Origin of the sequence: Roseibium sp. MMSF_3247, assembly GCF_030733765.1 — a bacterium.
In the GTDB taxonomy this organism is placed as follows: Bacteria; Pseudomonadota; Alphaproteobacteria; order Rhizobiales; family Stappiaceae; genus Roseibium.
The window spans coordinates 1-16,923 of record NZ_JASHII010000014.1; the positions used below are offsets into that span (position 1 = coordinate 1).

16 protein-coding genes and 1 pseudogene are annotated in these 16,923 nt (G+C 59.3%); 11 read left to right on the top strand and 6 right to left on the bottom strand.

All coding sequences use genetic code 11. The features are described 5' to 3' along the window. Together RBB44_RS24620 and RBB44_RS24625 are read right to left on the bottom strand one after the other, a co-directional pair. Nucleotides 1–647, bottom strand: a pseudogene (locus RBB44_RS24620) (IS5 family transposase); the annotation flags it as partial. Between the two features lie 220 nt (nt 648–867). Beyond that, entirely contained in the window at nt 868–1,860 is a 993-nt protein-coding gene (locus tag RBB44_RS24625; RefSeq protein ID WP_306150462.1) for an endonuclease/exonuclease/phosphatase family protein, read from the bottom strand. Nucleotides 1,861–2,378: 518 nt separating this feature from the next. Between RBB44_RS24625 and RBB44_RS24630 the strand changes: the two genes are divergently transcribed. Then, the gene (locus tag RBB44_RS24630; protein WP_306156178.1) at nt 2,379–3,158 is read left to right on the top strand and encodes a putative zinc-binding metallopeptidase; all 780 of its coding nucleotides are present in this window, start codon (nt 2,379–2,381) and stop codon (nt 3,156–3,158) included. 111 nt (nt 3,159–3,269) lie between these two features. Here RBB44_RS24630 and RBB44_RS24635 read toward each other — a convergent pair whose 3' ends face one another. Beyond that, nucleotides 3,270–3,830 (bottom strand): type 1 glutamine amidotransferase domain-containing protein, encoded by a 561-nt coding sequence (locus tag RBB44_RS24635; RefSeq protein ID WP_306150460.1) that lies wholly within the window; start codon nt 3,828–3,830, stop codon nt 3,270–3,272. 97 nt (nt 3,831–3,927) lie between these two features. Then, nucleotides 3,928–5,499, bottom strand: coding sequence for a mechanosensitive ion channel domain-containing protein (locus RBB44_RS24640; protein WP_306150459.1), 1,572 nt, complete (start codon nt 5,497–5,499; stop codon nt 3,928–3,930). A gap of 280 nt (nt 5,500–5,779) precedes the next feature. On the opposite strand from RBB44_RS24640, the gene RBB44_RS24645 reads away from it, so the two are divergent. The 10 genes from RBB44_RS24645 (at nt 5,780) to RBB44_RS24690 (ending at nt 15,703) form a co-directional block, all read left to right on the top strand. Then, nucleotides 5,780–6,685 (top strand): mechanosensitive ion channel family protein, encoded by a 906-nt coding sequence (locus tag RBB44_RS24645; RefSeq protein WP_306150458.1) that lies wholly within the window; start codon nt 5,780–5,782, stop codon nt 6,683–6,685. A gap of 131 nt (nt 6,686–6,816) precedes the next feature. Next, a complete protein-coding gene (locus RBB44_RS24650; RefSeq protein WP_306150457.1) occupies nt 6,817–7,614 on the top strand; it encodes a DUF1206 domain-containing protein in 798 nt (265 codons plus the stop codon). A gap of 268 nt (nt 7,615–7,882) precedes the next feature. Next, nucleotides 7,883–8,251, top strand: coding sequence for a hypothetical protein (locus RBB44_RS24655; protein ID WP_306150456.1), 369 nt, complete (start codon nt 7,883–7,885; stop codon nt 8,249–8,251). Between the two features lie 260 nt (nt 8,252–8,511). Further along, nucleotides 8,512–9,072 (top strand): hypothetical protein, encoded by a 561-nt coding sequence (locus RBB44_RS24660; protein WP_306150455.1) that lies wholly within the window; start codon nt 8,512–8,514, stop codon nt 9,070–9,072. Further along, nucleotides 9,065–11,641, top strand: coding sequence for an HWE histidine kinase domain-containing protein (locus RBB44_RS24665; protein ID WP_306150454.1), 2,577 nt, complete (start codon nt 9,065–9,067; stop codon nt 11,639–11,641). Before RBB44_RS24660 ends, RBB44_RS24665 begins: the two co-directional genes overlap by 8 nt. A 501-nt stretch (nt 11,642–12,142) precedes the next feature. Further along, entirely contained in the window at nt 12,143–12,628 is a 486-nt protein-coding gene (locus RBB44_RS24670) for a DUF992 domain-containing protein (RefSeq protein WP_306150453.1), read from the top strand. 81 nt (nt 12,629–12,709) lie between these two features. Further along, a complete protein-coding gene (locus RBB44_RS24675; protein ID WP_306150452.1) occupies nt 12,710–13,294 on the top strand; it encodes an exopolysaccharide biosynthesis protein in 585 nt (194 codons plus the stop codon). Between the two features lie 142 nt (nt 13,295–13,436). Beyond that, nucleotides 13,437–13,886 carry a host attachment family protein gene (locus tag RBB44_RS24680; protein WP_306150451.1) on the top strand — a complete coding sequence of 150 codons (450 nt, stop codon included), beginning with the start codon at nt 13,437–13,439 and terminating at the stop codon, nt 13,884–13,886. Between the two features lie 49 nt (nt 13,887–13,935). Next, a complete protein-coding gene (locus tag RBB44_RS24685; protein WP_306150450.1) occupies nt 13,936–14,571 on the top strand; it encodes an exopolysaccharide biosynthesis protein in 636 nt (211 codons plus the stop codon). An 88-nt stretch (nt 14,572–14,659) separates the two neighbouring features. Continuing rightward, a complete protein-coding gene (locus tag RBB44_RS24690; RefSeq protein ID WP_306150449.1) occupies nt 14,660–15,703 on the top strand; it encodes a DNA topoisomerase IB in 1,044 nt (347 codons plus the stop codon). A 319-nt stretch (nt 15,704–16,022) separates the two neighbouring features. On the opposite strand, the gene RBB44_RS24695 is transcribed toward RBB44_RS24690, so the two are convergent. Both RBB44_RS24695 and RBB44_RS24700 read right to left on the bottom strand, forming a co-directional pair. Beyond that, complete coding sequence (locus RBB44_RS24695; RefSeq protein WP_306150448.1) at nt 16,023–16,577, bottom strand: VOC family protein; 555 nt, start codon at nt 16,575–16,577, stop codon at nt 16,023–16,025. 12 nt (nt 16,578–16,589) lie between these two features. Further along, nucleotides 16,590–16,922, bottom strand: coding sequence for a DUF3140 domain-containing protein (locus RBB44_RS24700; RefSeq protein WP_306150447.1), 333 nt, complete (start codon nt 16,920–16,922; stop codon nt 16,590–16,592). Between the last annotated feature and the right edge of the window lies 1 nt (nt 16,923).

A 16,923-nucleotide genomic window follows, 5' to 3' on the forward strand; every position in this document is an offset into this window, starting at 1 on the left:
CCTCTCGATAACGTTTCTGCCCTTGTAAAGGTATGGCGAGAAGCAGTTTTTCCATTTGCGTGTTTTGCGGGGCGGGATGTTTGGCAACGAACCACGCGCCTCGACGGTTCGGCGGATCCGGTCACTGTCGTAGCCTTTATCGCGATGCAGAACTCCGTTTGCCGGAACGAACGGCAAGAGTGCCTCTGCTCCGGTGAAATCGGAGACGTTGGCACCCGTCAGGTGGAAAGCGATGGGTCTGCCCTTGTTGTCGCTCAGGGCGTGAATTTTGGTTCCCGGACCACCACGAGCTCGGCCCAGGGCATGGGCTTGAGCCCCCCTTTGCCGCCATGGGCGACCCGATGCGCTCGAACGGCTGTACTATCGATCATCACTTCCAGAACAGGACCGCCGGTTTGGGACAGTGTATCGAAGATACCGGTCCAGACACTTTTCTCCGACCAGCGGACAAAGCGATTGTAGAGGGTTTTCCTCGGCCCGAAGACCTCCGGCGCATCGATCCAGCGGCCACCCGACTTCAGAACATGAATGATGCCGCTGATCACCCGCCGGTCGTCGACACGGGCCTTGCCGCGTGTATCGGTCGGCAAAAGCGGCTGCAACTTCGAAAACTGCTCATCGCTGAGCCAGAAGAACCCATCAGACATCATCAAACTCCTGCTCAGGAGTTTGAATCAGAATTCAACTGACTTGCATACCCATTTTATGGGTCTGAAGCCTAGCATTCGCGGAGCAATTTCAAGCTCGTGTCGACTTCTCTCCGCATATCATTTCCAAATCCCCGCCGTTTCCTTCGGAGCAATGGTTCCCCGATCCTGTCGGCTGCGCCGGACAGCGGGTGGAAAGCGTCTCCAAAGGCCTGCGGGGTCACTCCCAGTCTTCGCCAACCGGGGGGCGATCCCTTTGTTTTTCAGCTGCAACCACCTGGTCTGTCTCGGCCTTGTCCGCTGCAGTGGCCGGGGACGGCATCCGGTTGTCAACGCTGCCGCGAAACACCAGACGGTAGAACATCGGAAAGTGGTCGGACCCGACAAAGGGGAGCCGCCGCAGTTCCTCGATCTCGAAGTGATGAGAGTGAAAAATGTGATCCAGCGGCCACCTCAAGAACCAGAATCTCGCGTCGAAGGAGTTGTAGACTCCCCGGCCTTGCCGGGGATCCAACAATCTTGAAATCCTGAGAAACCGGCGTGTCGTGCGCGACCAGGCAACGTCGTTCAGATCCCCCGTCACAATCATTGGCCGCGTTTCCCGGCGGGCTTCCTGTCCCACCAACAGGATTTCCGCGTCCCTGGCTTCCGTATCGCGCGTGGGGACCGGTGGCTCGGGGTGCAGGGCGATCACCCGCAGGGCGGCACCGTTTCGAAGACGGATCACGGCGTCGATGCTCGGGACGTGGTCGTTGAGGCGATGCTGTATTTCATAGGTTTCGACAGGCAGACGGCAGGCGAGCATCATGCCGTAACTGTTGTCCATCGGGCACTCGATGCGCATGTAGGTGCCGGCAAACCCCTGCCTCAGGGCATCGACCCAGCCGGTGTCCACTTCCATGAAAACCGCAAGGTCGGGCTCAACGGCAGCCACCTGGGACAGGACCGCCTGATAGTCCCTGTTGCTTTGTTTCACGTTGCAAGACAGGATCGACAGCGCGCCGGCTTCATCCAGCGGCCCGGCAACCGTCGCCGTCTGCTTTGGCCAAAGAGGGGTAAAGGGCAACACATGCGCCGTTTGAATAAGCAGACAGGCGCCCAGGATGGTCAGGATTACGATTTCCAATTCCGTTGACGCGCCCGAAAGAACAGGTGTCAGACAGAGCAGGGCGGCAGCAATGGCAATGATTTGAAGGCGGCCGAAATCGAACATGCGGATCGCCCCATGCGCGGCCGGGACAAGGGGCAGGAGACTGGCGACGAGACATGCGGAGGCCAGGACAAGCAGCAAATAAGAAATGACGAGGGTCCCCTGCGCAAAGTGAACTGTTCGAAGTCTATCATATGGCTAAACTGCCGTTTGAGGAGATCGTTCCACGCTCCGCCAGCCGGTCTGTCTGTTTGCAGGGGCAATCCGTTTGTGGATACGCTGGGACAGATCGGGGACCGCCATGCCCATCCCGGGCAATCGTTTGCAGGTGGCGCATTCCATTTGACCAATGACGGTCCACGCGTTTGTTTTTCCAGGAGACCGGTGTGAAGATTTTTGAGTGTCCAGAGTGCTCCAGTCCGGTCTATTTCGAAAACATGCGGTGCTCCTGCGCTTCGGAGCTTTTCTACAATCCAGAAACTGCGGGATTTTCAAGCCAGGGCATTGCTTGCGCAAACAGAGAGCTGTTGTCCTGCAATTGGGCCGCACGGCCCGGTGAGGCGCTGTGTGATTCCTGCGTAATGACAAAAGTCCACCCGGAACCGGATGTTGTCCAGAACCTGGCGCTCTGGGCCAGGACTGAGGCCTCCAAGCGCTGGGTCCTTGCCAACCTGAAGCAGCTGGGCTGGTTTGCGGCAGCCGACACCGGGCCCCGGCCGTCCTTTGAATTGCTGTCGGAGACAACCTCCACCGGAGCAGACAGTCCGGTCATGGGGCATCTCGCCGGGAAGATCATCATCAATGTTGCAGAGGCAGACCCGGCGACGCTCGTAGACCGCCGCGAAAAAATGCAGGAGCCGTTCCGCACAATGGTCGGGCACTTCCGCCATGAAATCTCGCATTTCCTGTTTTCCAGGTTGAGCGGATCGCATCCCTTTCTCACCCGGTTCCGATCGTTGTTCGGTGACGAAACGGCGGATTACGGGGACGCACTTCAGCGCTACTACGAAACCGGAGCCGGTGAGGGTTGGTCAGACACCCACATTTCAGAATATGCCAGCGCCCACCCGCATGAGGACTGGGCGGAGACCGCGGCCCATGTTCTTCATCTCTTGGATCTGCGCGACAGCGCAAACGCTGTTGGAATGACCCTGCCTGGAACGCGGTTCGGGGCCCATGACACCCGGACAGCCCTGAATGAGGGTTTGGACCTCGGGGTGGCCCTCAATCACATGAACCGGTCCATGGGGCTGGACGATGCCTACCCGTTCGTCATTGCGCCCATCGTGCGGGACAAACTCGAATTCTGTGCCGAGCAGCTGAACCAAAAGAACCGGACCGGCAAGCTCCAACCGGGATAAACACGGCCGCCCGATCCCGGTCCAGTGATGTTTTCAAAACCATAAAAGCGAAAGCGGCGAACGGGCGCCGCTTCCAGATTTTCCGATCCGCAAGGCCGCAGGGCCGAAGGGTCAGGCGACCTTGCGCTCGTGCTCGCCTTCTTCAACTTCCTCCAGGATCTTGGAGACAAAGGCGTCAAGGTCCTCCGGGGTCCGGCTGGTGATGATACCGTTGGAGATGGCGACCTCCTTGTCGACCACGTTGGCCCCGGCATTTTTCAGATCGGTGCGAATCGACGTGAAGCCCGTCATTTCGCGCCCGGCGACGACGCCGGCCTCGATCAGAAGCCAAGGTGCATGACAGATGGCGGCAATGATCTTGTTCTTTTCCACGAACTCGCGGATCGTTGAGACAACCTTTTCATCCGTGCGCAGGACATCCGGGTTGATCTGACCGCCGGGCAGCACGAGCGCGATATAGTCGGACACATCGACATCCGCGATTTTCAGGTCCGCTTTCACACTTTTGCCCCAGTTGCCGCCGTCCCACCCGGTAATGTCCTTACCGTCCGGCGTTGCGATCTGCACGGTCGCACCATGGTCGGTGAGCTGTTTGAGAGGAACTTCCAGTTCGGACTGTTCGAAACCGTCCGTTGCAATAACCAGGATTTTTGCGTTCTCGATCTTCGGCATCAGTTGCACTCCCTCCGTGTGATTCCTTACGACAGAGCAACCGGTGACAGCCGGTTTGGTTCCGTTAAACTTTTTAAATGTTGATGCCGGCGACGGGTCACTCGATCGGGCGGACATCGCTCAAAAGATCCTCCTGATCCCCTCTTGCCCGCTCCTCGGCCACCTGGCGGCGGACATCATCATCCTGCGAGACATCGATGTGGTCAGGGACCATCGGCTTTGGGGGGCGTGGCCGTTTCGGCAGACGGCCGGCCTCCTGCTGGGGCTGCGCGGCCGGCAGAAAGCCGCCATCGCTGCCCTCAAGCCGCACGCGATAGATGGGTTCCGGCAGGGTAAAGCCCTGGTCTTCCAGAATGGTTTTCACCGCGTTGATTGCCGCACTGCGGGCTTTGAGGAAGTCGGTCCGTGTCTGATCGATCCAGGCTGCGAACGTGATGACGATATTGGAGTCTCCGACCTCTTCGATGAACGCAATCGGCTTTGGATCATCCAGCAGGAAATCGAGGCTCTTCATTGTTTCGAGCCCTGCCGCGGTCGCATCGATCGGGTCATCGTCGGCATCCACGCCGAGGTCGAAGGTCATGCGCCGCTGCGGGTTTCGCGTGTAATTGAGAATGATGCCCTTGAAGACCTCAGCGTTTGGAATCCTCAAGTGGTTGCCATCCAGGGTCATCAAAATGGTCGCCCGGGATGTGAGCCGGACCACGATGCCCTCCATGTCGTTGATGACCACATGGTCATCGGCGCGAAAGGGTTGGCGGACGCTCAGCATGAGGCTTGCGACGTAGTTTTCGATCGTATCCTTGACCGCAAACCCCACGGCAAGACCGATCAGGCCGGCGCTGCCCGCCGCTGCGCCGAACAGGGCCATGGCATCCAGGATGCTCAGGGCGAGAAGAAGCCCGGCGAGAATTCCGAAGAACCGAATGGATTGTGAAATCAAATCGCCGATGAACGGGTTTGGAGCAAAAAACCGCCAGACGACGTGCGCCGACGCGATCAAATGGGCTGTCAGCGACACGCCGATGAATGCGAGCGCAGCAATTGCGTAGAGCGGCCAGGCCTTGATGACCGCATCAACCGTGTTTTCCGTTCTCTGCAGAAACGGGTCCAGATTGTCTTCAACACTCAACGTCCGGTCGATTCTGTCCTCGACCGCAACAGCGCCTTGAAGACGCGTTGCAAGCTCGACGGCTCTGTCCGCCGCACTGTCATTGGCAGCGGCCCCGCTCAAAACGACCACACCTTCGTTCACCCGAACCTGCACGCCGCTCAAGGCCTCAATTTCCCGGAATATTGCCTGAAGGCGCGTGGTGATCGAGCGATCCTCTCCAATCGTGCGCTCTGTCTCAATGAGAGCGGTCGGCTCGGTCGCATTGCTGCCGTCCGTTTGCGCCTGTCCGGGGATCACAGAAACGCAGATGAAAATAATCAAAAGGCCGATTTGCCGGGCAAACACCTGAAATTTCCGACCGCTAAACCGGAGCGGTTTTTGCGCCCGCGCGATCCGGCCGCTTCCCGGTCCAGGCGAAAAAGCCGGAAGGGCCGGGGACAGCAATCCCAAGCGATCCGTGCGCCCGCGCGCACCCGGCCGCTCTCCTTGTGTTCGTCTGCCAGGCAGCCCTTGTTTGCCACCTCCAACGTCTTGTTCTTGCCCGTTTGCAGTCACGATTTCCAATGTCCTTCCGTCAGCCGAGCGGGAAATTCTTCCGCTGACAAGGGAACCTTTTGCGTTTGAAGAAGTTCCCATTGAAAGGAGAAAGTCATGCACAACATCATCTATCTGGTTGGCCTTGTGGTCGTTGTCGGAGCCGTTCTTTCCTTCGCCGGGTTGATCTAAGCTTTTGGACATGAGGCCGATTGAGCCGATCCGCGCGGATTGACCCGGACGGCACTGCCGCCCTTGCTGGAGGCCGTGCAACACGCTTCACAGAGCACCGAGCATATTCATGGATGTCGATATCGAACCCGTTCGCATACTCTCCGATCAGCTGGCGGGGATCGTCCGAACCGCAGTCGCCCTGGCGCCGAACCTTCTGGCAGCGGTTCTGGTCATCGCGCTGACAGGCGCATTTGCCTTTGTTGTCGGGCGCCTGTCGTCCTCGGTGCTCCACCGGTCGTCTCTGCGGCGCTCCCTTGTTGAAGCGATTACCAAAGTCAGCCGGCTTGCCGTGTGGCTGGCCGGTGCGCTCGTCGCAGCAACACTGCTGTTTCCAAATCTTACCCCGACCAAATTGCTCGCCGGACTTGGTCTGGGATCCATCGCGGTCGGACTGGCGTTCAAGGACATTTTCGAGAACTTCCTGGCCGGTTTCCTCATCCTCTTGCGCAAGCCGATGCGGATCGGCGACGACATCAAGTGCGGGGATTTGAACGGACAGGTCGAACATATTTCAATCCGCGACACGTTCTTGAGACAGCGGTCGGGCGAGTTGATCCTTGTGCCCAACAGCTTTCTTTATAAAAACCCGGTCAAGATCCTGACCGACCAACCGAAGCGGCGCGTAACGCTCGAGGTTGGCGTTGCCTACGGGGAAGACGTCGAAACGGCCCGGACCGTCATTTCTGAGGCAGTGGAGACATTGTCCACACGCGATACCTCCGAACCGTTCGAGATCTTCACGACCTCCTTCGGTTCGTCGTCGATCGACTTCCTGGTCCGCTGGTGGACCGGAAGTACGCCAAAGGATGAGCTTCAGTCCAGAAGCGAGGCCGTGTCACAGATCAAGTGCGCTCTCGATCGTGCCGGCATCGAAATTCCGTTCCCCTACCGCACGCTGACGTTCAGCGAGCCGCTCAAGATCTCGGCGGAAGCCCTGGAGGGGCCGGGCCCGCGGTCCGGAGACGCAGGGTAGGTATAGCGGCCGGCCGTGTGGTGCCCGATCGCGGGAGGCGGACGGCGAAAGGACAGCACACGGCTGACACCAGACCCGTGCGACGGCAGAGGGGCGCAATCAGCCCGCAAGGAAAAAGGGGGAGATGGCCGGTGAAAACGTCTTGGTTCAAACCTGCAGCGCGGGCCGGTTATGCCGCCCGAGGCGTCATCTACGGGACCGTTGCGGTCCTGACAATGGTCACCGCCTTTCTTGCCGGCGCAAGCGACGGTCCCAAAGACGCGATCTCGACCATTGCCCGGCAACCTTTCGGCAAAATCCTGCTGGTGCTGCTGCTGGCCGGACTTCTTGGATACGTTGCTTGGCGCCTCATCCAGAGCCTCCTTGACACGGATGATCATGGCTGGGGGGTTAAAGGCCTTGCCATTCGCCTGGGCCTCCTTGCAAGCGCCGGAACCTACTCGGTGCTGAGCCTGTTCGTTCTTGCGCTGCTCGGTCCGGGAAGCAGTGACGGCGGCAGTGGCGGCGCCGTCCAAGCCGCACTGGACTGGGTGACCGGTGTCCTTGGGGCATGGCCGGTGTTCCTGGCGATGGGGTTTGCTTTTTTGGGCATCGGGGGCGCGCATTTCTGGAAAGCCATAAAGGGCAAATATGAAGATCACCTGGAGGCGGACGCGGCGGCCATGGCGCTCATACATCCGATTTCGGTCACCGGTCTGTCGGCCCGCGGCCTCGTTTTTGTCATCCTCGCATTTCTGATCTTTAGCCAGATCGTCTCAGGAGTGCGGTCGCCGCAGTCCAAACCGGGGCTGGAGGATGCGCTCACCTTCCTGCAGGACATGCCGTTCGGCAGCGCCCTGATGTTCCTGATGGGGGCGGGCCTGGGCGCTTTCGCCCTTTATTCCTTCACCCTTGCGCGGTGGCGCCGGATCAACATCGACGACATTTAATTCGTTTGCTGTTCTGAAACCACTTCAACCGGTCAGTCTTTCGTCGTCGGTTTCATTCAACCTTTTTGAGCCGACAGAGGCCGTGAAGATCACTTTGCCAGTCATGCTGTGGTCCGAAGGAGGCCGGCACCCGGCCGCTCGCGTTTCGAGATCCGTCAGTCGGGATCCGGTTCACGGTTTCGTGATCGTTAACATAGGTTAGAGACTTCGGAAGCGCGCATGTGCAGGATTTCGAAAAGTTGAACCCGGTCGACTTTGGATGCCGTGAATGAATACAGCCGTGGGGCAGGGGACTGCCCTTGTGTTATCGATGGATGAAGCAGTCCGGGCGCGATTGTCCCGCATCCTTGCGCTGGCAGGGTATACGGCGGTGGTTGACGTGAGCTGCCTCAAAGACGCCACACAGGTGCTGTCGCACACCACCTTCACAGCGATTGTGCTGGACACAAACGAATGGTCGCAACTGCACGCCAGTTTCATGCAGCTTGTCAGTGTTCAAGGAAAATCAGTCTATCTGCTGGAGCCGACACTCAGAGAGTTGACTTTGCCGCTCTGTCCTCGCGTGGTCTGTCTCAACAGCACGATGGAAGACGAAGACATCCTGGAAAGACTGGGTGTTGCATCCCTTGCCTCATAACAGCCAGACCCTTGAACCGGACCGGCCGGTCATGAGCCGCTTAACGGTCCTGCGCATGCGGGGTTTCATCGGTCCAGCGTTTCATGGAGGGTTTCAGCGGGACGGCAAATCCCAAACGTCCGCGGCGGACCAGGTCGGTTGATTCCTATGGAAGAGCCCTTGTCATAAATACGGAAGTCACTATAAAAACTGATAAAATTGGCTTCAAGGAACAGTCCGGCCCAGGCGTTTCCTTGATCGGAGGAGGTCGAATTGAGGCCATGGAAACATTGCGAACGCGCCTGCGGCGGGACACGCAGACCGCTCATGCCAATCTGGACCGCGTCATAACCGCATTCGATATGGCATCGGTGCCGGGTCTGAAGGCTTTCCTGTCCCTGCAGCGGCATGCACTTACAACACTCACCAAGACCGATCCGGTCCCCGCATGTGCTCCGATGATACAGGATCTTCTGGTGCGGATCGACGAAGATCAGCGCAAGATAGGGGCAACGGGCCCGTTCGCCCCTGATCCGTTCCGGTGTCACTTCCACCCAAAAGCCGTCGACTACGTGATGGCGGGCTCTCGTCTTGGAACGACAGTGCTCCGGCGGCAATGGGAGGCGTCCAAATCGGATCTGGTGCAGCAGACCAATGCGTATTTTTCTGCACCGAGCTATGTTGAATACTGGAAACAGTTTTCAAAGGACGCTGCTGACATGTCCGGTGACACCGGCATTTCCGCCCAAATATGTGCGGATGCGGGGCTGATTTTTGAATTCTATACCTTTCATGCCAAGGACTTGCTGCCGGAGACAAAACGGATGCAAACAGATGCCTGATCCCAATCCCCAGAGCGGTCCGGCCGATGTCAACCTCACGAATTGCGATCGTGAACCCATTCACATTCTCGGCCGGATACAGGATTTCGGCTATCTTGTCGGCGTCTCGTCGGACTGGATCGTCACGCACGCATCAGAAAATTGCCATGTCTTTTTCGGCGTCGATCAGAACGCCCTGATCGGCCACCGGCTGGTCGACCTGCTGCCCGAAGAGACCATTCACCACATCCGGACCCGCATGCAATTGCTCGCAGGGCAAGATGATGTTGTCCGGGTCTTTTCCTATCCGGCGCTCGGCTCCGGGACGCTCTTTGACATCTCGGTTCATTGGAACGGCCGGCAGACCATCCTTGAATTCGAACCGCAGCAAAGCGGGGCGGATCCATCCGTCGATGCTGCGATTGTCCCGGCGTTGATAAAACGGGTCCAACGGGGGGACAGCCTTGAAAGGATGGCCCAGGAGGCTGCAAGGGGGCTCAAGAGCCTTTCAGGGTATGACCGGGTCATGGTCTACAGGTTCGAAGACGATGGCACCGGGAGTGTCATCGCGGAGTGCCTGGAACCGGGGCAAACCCCATATCTGGGATTGCGGTACCCGGCGAGCGATATTCCGAAACAGGCCCGGGCCCTCTATCTGAAAAGCGTGTTGCGCATCATCGCTGATATCGATGCTCAAACCATAGCAATTCAGCCGGAAATGGATCCCAACGGTCAGCCGATCGATCTGTCCCTTGCCGTAACACGCGCAGTTTCTCCAATCCATCTGGAATATCTAAAAAACATGGGCGTTCAGGCATCCATGTCGGTGTCGATCATCCGCAATGGCGAACTGTGGGGACTGTTTGCCTGTCACCATGGCAGCGCGAAGTATCTTGGATACGAACTGCGCAGCGCTATTGAGCTTTTCGCCCAGCTCTTCAATTACGAACTGGCGCAATTCGAATTGAATGCGGAACTCAAAAACGAGGATCGCGCCCGTGCCCTGCATGACGGCTTGATGTCGCAATTCTCGAGCGGCACATCCACTTTCGAAGCGTTTGATGCGTTTGTCTCGGAACTCGGCGGTATCATTCCCTTCGACGGTGCGGCGATCTATTCGGACGGGACATTCAAGGCCGTCGGATCCGCGCCGACCCTTGAAGAGTTTCTTGGTCTTGCAAGATTTTTGAACACGACACCGGCCGGGCAGATCTATGCCACCGAGGAGATTGCCGCGCGGTATCCGGCCGCTGAGCAGTTTGCTGATCGTGTTGCGGGGCTTCTTGCGATCCCGATTTCACGCACCCCGCGGGACTATCTTGTGCTTTTCCGGCGTGAAATCGCGCAATCGGTTGTTTGGGCCGGCAACCCGGAAAAGCCGGTCGAGGCCGGACCGAACGGCCAGCGGTTGACGCCGCGCAAGAGCTTTGAGGCATGGCAGCAAGTGGTGCACGGAACGTGCGCGCACTGGAAAACGGGGGAGCGGCGCGCAGCGGATGCTTTCCGGGTCACGCTCCTGGAAGTCGTCCTGAAGCTCACCGACGAGAGCAATCTGGCGCGCAAGCGGGCACAGGACCAGCAGGAACTTCTGATCGCGGAATTGAATCACCGGGTGCGCAACATCCTCAATCTCATTCGCGGCCTCGTTTCTCAGGGAAAACAGGATGCCGGCAGTCTGGATGCCTATCAAAGTGTGCTGGATGCCCGGATTCATGCGCTGGCGCGCGCGCATGACCAGTTGACAGAGACGGAGTGGGATTGGGTCTCGTTCCGAGGCCTTTTGCAAACGGAAGTTTCTGCTTTCCTGGGCGGCAATGCCGACCGCGTTCACCTGAGCGGTGATGAGATAGATCTTACGCCGGCCGCGTTCACGACGCTCGCCCTGGTGGTTCATGAGCTGGTGACCAACTCCGTCAAATACGGCGCGTTGAGCGATACGAACGGAACGGTGCTGCTGGAGGTCGATCTCACGGCCGACGGCACAGCGTCCCTGTCATGGCGCGAAAAAAACGGTCCTCCGGTCGCTGCGCCGACACGCCGGGGTTTTGGCAGCACGATCATTGAACGGTCGATCCCCTTTGAACTGAACGGCAAGGCGGAGGTCCGCTATCGCATGTCCGGATTGGAGGCCGATTTCCAGCTGCCAGCCAAACACATCCGCAAGGGCTCGCAAGGAGAACCAACCCGCCACGGCGACCTTCCGAAAACTGAACCGGCGCAGCTTCTTTCCGGGAGAGCGCTCGTGCTGGAGGACAACATGATCATCGCGCTGGACGCGGTCGACATGCTGACCGAGCTCGGGGCTGAAAATGTCCAGACCGCAAGCCGTGTCAGCGATGGTCTGGACGCGTTGTCGACGGGTCAGATCGCGTTCGCACTCGTTGATGTCAACCTTGGGGACGAGCTGTCCCTTCCGGTCGTGGAGCGCTGTGTCGAGGCGGGAGTGTTCTGCATCCTGGCAACCGGGTACGGCTCTTCGAACGATGTCATCGGGCAATATCCGGATGTTCCGATCGTTCGGAAACCCTACACGGTCGAACACCTTCGAGCGGCGCTGTCGGACCGGCCGAACCAAAAGGGTTCAGCATAACCGACCTCCGCCCGAGATATCCGGCCTCACGGCGGCAGAAAGGGAAGGGGCGGCGGCCCGTCAACGGAGCATAACGATATTGCCAAAGGAAACGCGCCCGCGGTGCGACCGCAATTTCATCGCACCATTTGTCCCCGACCCGCAGGCCCCTCCGCAGCTTTTGGACGTTGTCTGCGTACACTGCGGGACAACAACCCGGCGGGTTGCGGGACAAGGCCAGTTTGTCTCTAGCAAGCCGGTGACATCTAGCGGGTAGGCTGCGAGGGCAGGTCCTGCCGCCTTGCCGGAGACACGGCCTTGCGTGTCCGCAGCTGACATCCTCCAACCTGCTTCGTCAAACGCGCTCACCGCGAACCGGTTGCGCATTTAAAAATCAAGAATTTCCGGAACCTTGGACGTGCCGGACCGTTCAGTTCCTAGTGCGGCACTCCAACGCGCCGCACCGGTCACTGCGGTGCGACCCCTTTAATCCCGCCGCGTCCAAAGCATAGGAGTTCGTTCATGACACGTCTGATGACCATCGCAGCTGTTTTTTCCGGGGCCAGCCTGTTGGCCATTTCGGCCGCTGCGGACACCAAAGGCGCCGGGGTCAAGGTTGGCACGCTGACCTGCGCCGTTGAACAGGAGACCAATTTCATCGTCGGCTCCTCCGCATCCCTGGCCTGCACGTTCAAGCCTGCCAATGGTCAGGGCGCTGTGTTTTACACCGGTACCGTCAATGACTACGGGCTTGATATCGGCACCACCGATACGGCGACCATGGTTTGGGGCGTACTTGCCCCAAGCGCCGACATGGAAAAAGGCGCACTCGAAGGGACTTACGGTGGCGTGACCGCCGGAGCGAGCCTTGGCGCCGGCGTGAAGGCCAATGCCCTGGTCGGCGGATTCGACAAGTCGATCGCGCTCAACCCGATCAGCCTTGAAAGCCAGACGGGCACGAACCTGACACTTGGCGTGAGCCGGCTGACACTGGAAGCAGCGAGCTGACACCGCGCATGCAGGGAACGGGCCGGCATTTCGCCGGCCCTCTCTTTTGTCCGGCACCCCTCTTCTTTCCCGAGCCGTTTCATGGCCCATGACACACTCACCACAATAACCGGCGTTCTGGACAGCTGGGAAACAGAGATCGAAGACGGATCTGCCGATGTGGGCTCCATCTTGCGCGCCGTCGGAAGCCGGGCTGCCGGACCGCTTCTGTTCCTGCCGGCCCTTGTGATGATTTCACCCCTGGGCGCCGTTCCTGGCGTGCCGCTGGTTTTGTCCGCATGCATCATTCTCATCTCAGTCCAGGTTTTATCCGGCAACGGGTCCGTCGCGGTTCCGCGCAGTCTTGCCGAAACCTCGATCCCACGGGAAAAGGCCGCAAAAACCGTTGACTCGCTCCGGCCATATGCTGCGTGGCTGGATGGCATTCTCGGCCGGCGCCTGCAGCTGTTGACAGGCACCTGGGCAACAAGGGCTGTTGCCGCCTTGTGCGTGTGTCACGCCCTTACCGTTTTCCCGGCCGCGCTGGTTCCTCTTGCTGCTGCACTTCCGGGCGGCGCGATCATGGTCTTGTCTCTCGGGCTGTTGACCCGCGATGGCATCGTCACTGCAGCCGGTTTCCTGTTTTCGGCCGCGGCGTTTGCTGCGATCTGGTGGCTTGCGTTTTGACCTGCCGCCAAAAAGGAAAGGCCTGCCGTGACACCGTCTAACGCCACCCGTTTTTGCCGTCATACCGAGGGCAAAACAGACCGCGCACCGGAACGATTTGTCCCGTGAACCGTTCACCCCAGAGACACAAGGGAGACACACGGTGCCGAAAAACATCACGTTGAAAAACAAGGGTTGGGTGGTCGTCGCAGATGGAGAAAAGGCCCTGTTCCTGCGCAATGACGGCGACGAACAGCACCCCAATCTTTCCGTCTTCAAAAAAGAGTCCCAGGACAATCCACCAACACGCGAGCAGGGAACGGACCGTCCCGGGCGCATGTTCGACGGCGGTCCGGGCCATCGCAGCTCTGTTGCAAACGCCGATTGGCACGAACTCGCTGAGGAGGACTTCGCGTCGGATCTTGCAGACATCCTCTACAAGCGCGCCCACGAAGGGAAGTTCGATGAACTGGTTCTGGTGGCGGCGCCTTCGGCACTCGGTCAAATACGAAAGGAGTTGCACAAGGAGGTCAGTGATCGGGTTCTTGCCGAAGTCGACAAGGACCTGACAAACCATCCGGTAGACGAGATCGAGCGAATTGTCCTTGGCTGAGCGCGCATCAACGGGATCGCTCGGCACCCCATGCGCGCGCAGGACCAGAATGATCAAAAACATGCCTCTCAGGCTCACAAGTCCGGTTTGTCAACAGGACGCGCTCGGGGACGAGGCCTCGCTCGGCCAGCTGATTGATGCCGCCGACGGTCTCTTGAAGCACGGACAGGTGTCGGTCGAACAGATCATCGAGGCTTTCGGGGTGCGGAGTTTTGCTCCGGTCCTGCTCATCCCGGCGCTGGCTCTGGTGACGCCCTTGAGCGGCATTCCGTTGTTTTCCAGTGCGTGCGGCGTGTTGATAAGCCTCGTGGCCGGCCAATGGCTGATCGGCCGCCGGCGGATCTGGTTGCCGCGACAGATTGCCCGGCGGGGCATTTCATCTGACAGATTTTCGGCGGCGATTGACCGTCTCCGGCCGCTGGCCGGTTGGCTGGATGCAAGATCCGACAATCGTCTTGGATTCGTATTCAAGCCGCCGCTGAAGTTTTTGCTGCCCCTGACCTGCCTGATGATCGGTCTGGTGATCCCGGTCCTGGAACTTGTTCCCTTCTCCTCGTCCCTTCTGGGTGGGACCGTGGTTCTGATTGCCTTTTCCCGATTGGTCCGCGATGGGGTGTTCGCACTGCTCGCGGTCCTTCCACTCGGGCTGGCGGGACTGGCCGCAAGTGCATTTTTGAGCGGGTGACGGCTGCTGACCGGCGCAGGTTCACCAAACGGGACGCATCTTGCGCGCGGGCGAAAGGCCGTTTTCGCATCACGGTTGAGAGACCAAGATGGACAAGGACGTGACAGAGCAAATACCGAGGTGCAACGGTGCGGCCCCCGGCACGATCGGCCTGAAATATGTCTCAGACCAGGAACCCGGCATCACCCGGATCCGGCGTGGCCGTGGCTTCTCGTATCACTTACCCGGCGGTGATCTTCTGCGGGACGAGGAGCACCTGATGCGTGTCCGGGCGCTTGGCATTCCTCCTGCCTATTCGGATGTGTGGTTCTGTTTGTCCGCTGACGGACATTTGCAGGCCACCGGTCTGGATGCACGCGGGCGCAAGCAGTACAGGTACCACGCCGACTGGTTAACCTTCCGGGACCGGACCAAGTTTGATCAACTGCTGCCGTTTGGTAATGCCCTGCCAAGAATCCGAAACCGGGTCCGAACAGACCTGAAAGGGGCGGCGGACCGCGAACGCACGGTGCTTGCCGCCTTGTGCGTGTTGCTGGACAAGGCCCACCTGCGGGTCGGCAATCAGGTTTACGCAGACGAGAACGGGTCCTTCGGGGCCACAACGCTGCTCAAGCGGCACGTGCGCATCACCGGGGACCGGCTTCAGCTGAGCTTTACCGCAAAGGGCGGAAAACGTGTCCGGCGCTCGGTCAAACATGCTACCTTGAGCAGACAGCTTGAGAAAATCTCAGATTTGCCCGGCCGGCAGTTGTTCGTCTGGCGTGGCGAGGACGACCGCCTCCGGCCGGTCGATTCTGGAAGGTTGAACGCCTATCTGGCCGACGTGTCGGGTTTGGACATCACAGCGAAGACGTTCCGGACCTGGGCCGGGAGCGTGGCGGCCTTTGATCTCGCACGGCAAAGGGTTGCAGACGGCACACGGCCGAGCATCAAGGCGATGTCCGAGGAGGCTGCCGCGGTCCTTTTCAACACACCGGCCATTTGCCGGTCCAGCTATATACACCCGGCAATCGTCCGGCTCGCGGATCCGGAGACCGCTGTCGACGAAGACTGGTTTGTGTCTGCGAGCGGTGTTGAGAAACGGCTCAAAAAAGCGGAAAGCCTGATGCTGGATTTTTTGAAGACCGGCTGATGTCACGCTGTGCTTTTGAGGGCCGCCTGTCTTCAGGGTCTTCTGGTTTGACCCTTGCAGCTGCTCGCACCGTGCGCCGGCATTCCGGATCATCTGCCTGCCGGGCCTTCGTGCGCGGTGGGCCCGGCACCAAATGCGGCCGGGCCTTCCCGAACAGGTGCCCCGTCCAGGCGTGCGCAGCACTGCCCGGATCAGACCATTTCAGCTCAGAACACCCCGGCGCACAACACCTCCACCGTCCGGACTTCTTCCGGTGACATCCTCGTAAGACACCGGAGGAAAGCCGGCGCGGTTGGTGTCTCTTTGAGCCGACCGGCCGTCAGTCGCTCAAGCTGGTCCGGTTTTCCGAGATCCGGGTCAAGGCTGCGGCAACATGTTTTGTTGCGATGGCATCGTCACCGGACCTGACCCGCTCCAGATGCGCGTGGTGCAGAACGCTTGATGCTGAATGACCCGCCGGGGGCACGAACTTGTAGGAGGCGAGTTCGATTGTCAGCCCCAGCGGGTCCTTGAAGTAGCAGGAATTCATAAAGCCCCGGTCCTTCAGTGAACAGGATATGCCATGGGCCTCCAGTCTCTCTGTCAGTTCTTCGTATATCGCGGCGGACACCTCAAAGGCGATGTGATGCACGGCACCGAGACCCTGGGGCGCCTTGCCATCCGTCGGTTTTCGGCTTTCAGAAGTGAAAATCGTGATCAACCGGCCGTCGCCCGGGTCAAAATAAAGGTGTCCATCGTCCGGGTTGTCGAGGTTTGGCTGCTCAAACAGGAACGGCATTCCGAGAACGCCTTCCCAGAAGCCGATCGTGCTCTGCCGGTCCGCACCGATCAACGTGATGTGATGAACGCCTTGCGTTGGAATGATCTCGGGCATTGCCATCTCCCTTCATGTCTTGAGGGGGTCATGCCCCCAGTTCTTCAACGAACAGCGCCAAGCAGAGGTCTCAACCCCGTCTTCGGGGCCGCCTTGCGCCAGATGGCGCTTAATGTAACCGACCACCTTGCCCATATGTGCCCATTGTCCAGTGGACAGCGCGTCTTTCCTGGTCCTCATGATGTCAACAATGCGGCGGCCGGATGCGTGACCGGTGCTTTCTCCATCTTCCGTATCTCCCACGGACCTGGAGGCGTCTGTTTCCAGCCACTCTTCGAGCTCCTGTGGGGACATGTTCACCAGGTCCCGCCATTCGTTCCAGATTGTCTTTCTTGACTTGGACATT

Coding starts and splice junctions, on each gene's coding strand:
- RBB44_RS24630 (WP_306156178.1), top strand. CDS start 2,379: ATGACAAAAGTCCACCCGGAACCGGATGTTGTCCAGAACCTGGCGCTC.
- RBB44_RS24645 (WP_306150458.1), top strand. CDS start 5,780: ATGGATGTCGATATCGAACCCGTTCGCATACTCTCCGATCAGCTGGCG.
- RBB44_RS24665 (WP_306150454.1), top strand. CDS start 9,065: ATGCCTGATCCCAATCCCCAGAGCGGTCCGGCCGATGTCAACCTCACG.
- RBB44_RS24695 (WP_306150448.1), bottom strand. CDS start 16,577: ATGCCCGAGATCATTCCAACGCAAGGCGTTCATCACATCACGTTGATC.
- RBB44_RS24685 (WP_306150450.1), top strand. CDS start 13,936: ATGATCAAAAACATGCCTCTCAGGCTCACAAGTCCGGTTTGTCAACAG.
- RBB44_RS24675 (WP_306150452.1), top strand. CDS start 12,710: ATGGCCCATGACACACTCACCACAATAACCGGCGTTCTGGACAGCTGG.
- RBB44_RS24690 (WP_306150449.1), top strand. CDS start 14,660: ATGGACAAGGACGTGACAGAGCAAATACCGAGGTGCAACGGTGCGGCC.
- RBB44_RS24625 (WP_306150462.1), bottom strand. CDS start 1,860: ATGTTCGATTTCGGCCGCCTTCAAATCATTGCCATTGCTGCCGCCCTG.
- RBB44_RS24655 (WP_306150456.1), top strand. CDS start 7,883: ATGAATACAGCCGTGGGGCAGGGGACTGCCCTTGTGTTATCGATGGAT.
- RBB44_RS24635 (WP_306150460.1), bottom strand. CDS start 3,830: ATGCCGAAGATCGAGAACGCAAAAATCCTGGTTATTGCAACGGACGGT.
- RBB44_RS24660 (WP_306150455.1), top strand. CDS start 8,512: ATGGAAACATTGCGAACGCGCCTGCGGCGGGACACGCAGACCGCTCAT.
- RBB44_RS24700 (WP_306150447.1), bottom strand. CDS start 16,922: ATGTCCAAGTCAAGAAAGACAATCTGGAACGAATGGCGGGACCTGGTG.
- RBB44_RS24670 (WP_306150453.1), top strand. CDS start 12,143: ATGACACGTCTGATGACCATCGCAGCTGTTTTTTCCGGGGCCAGCCTG.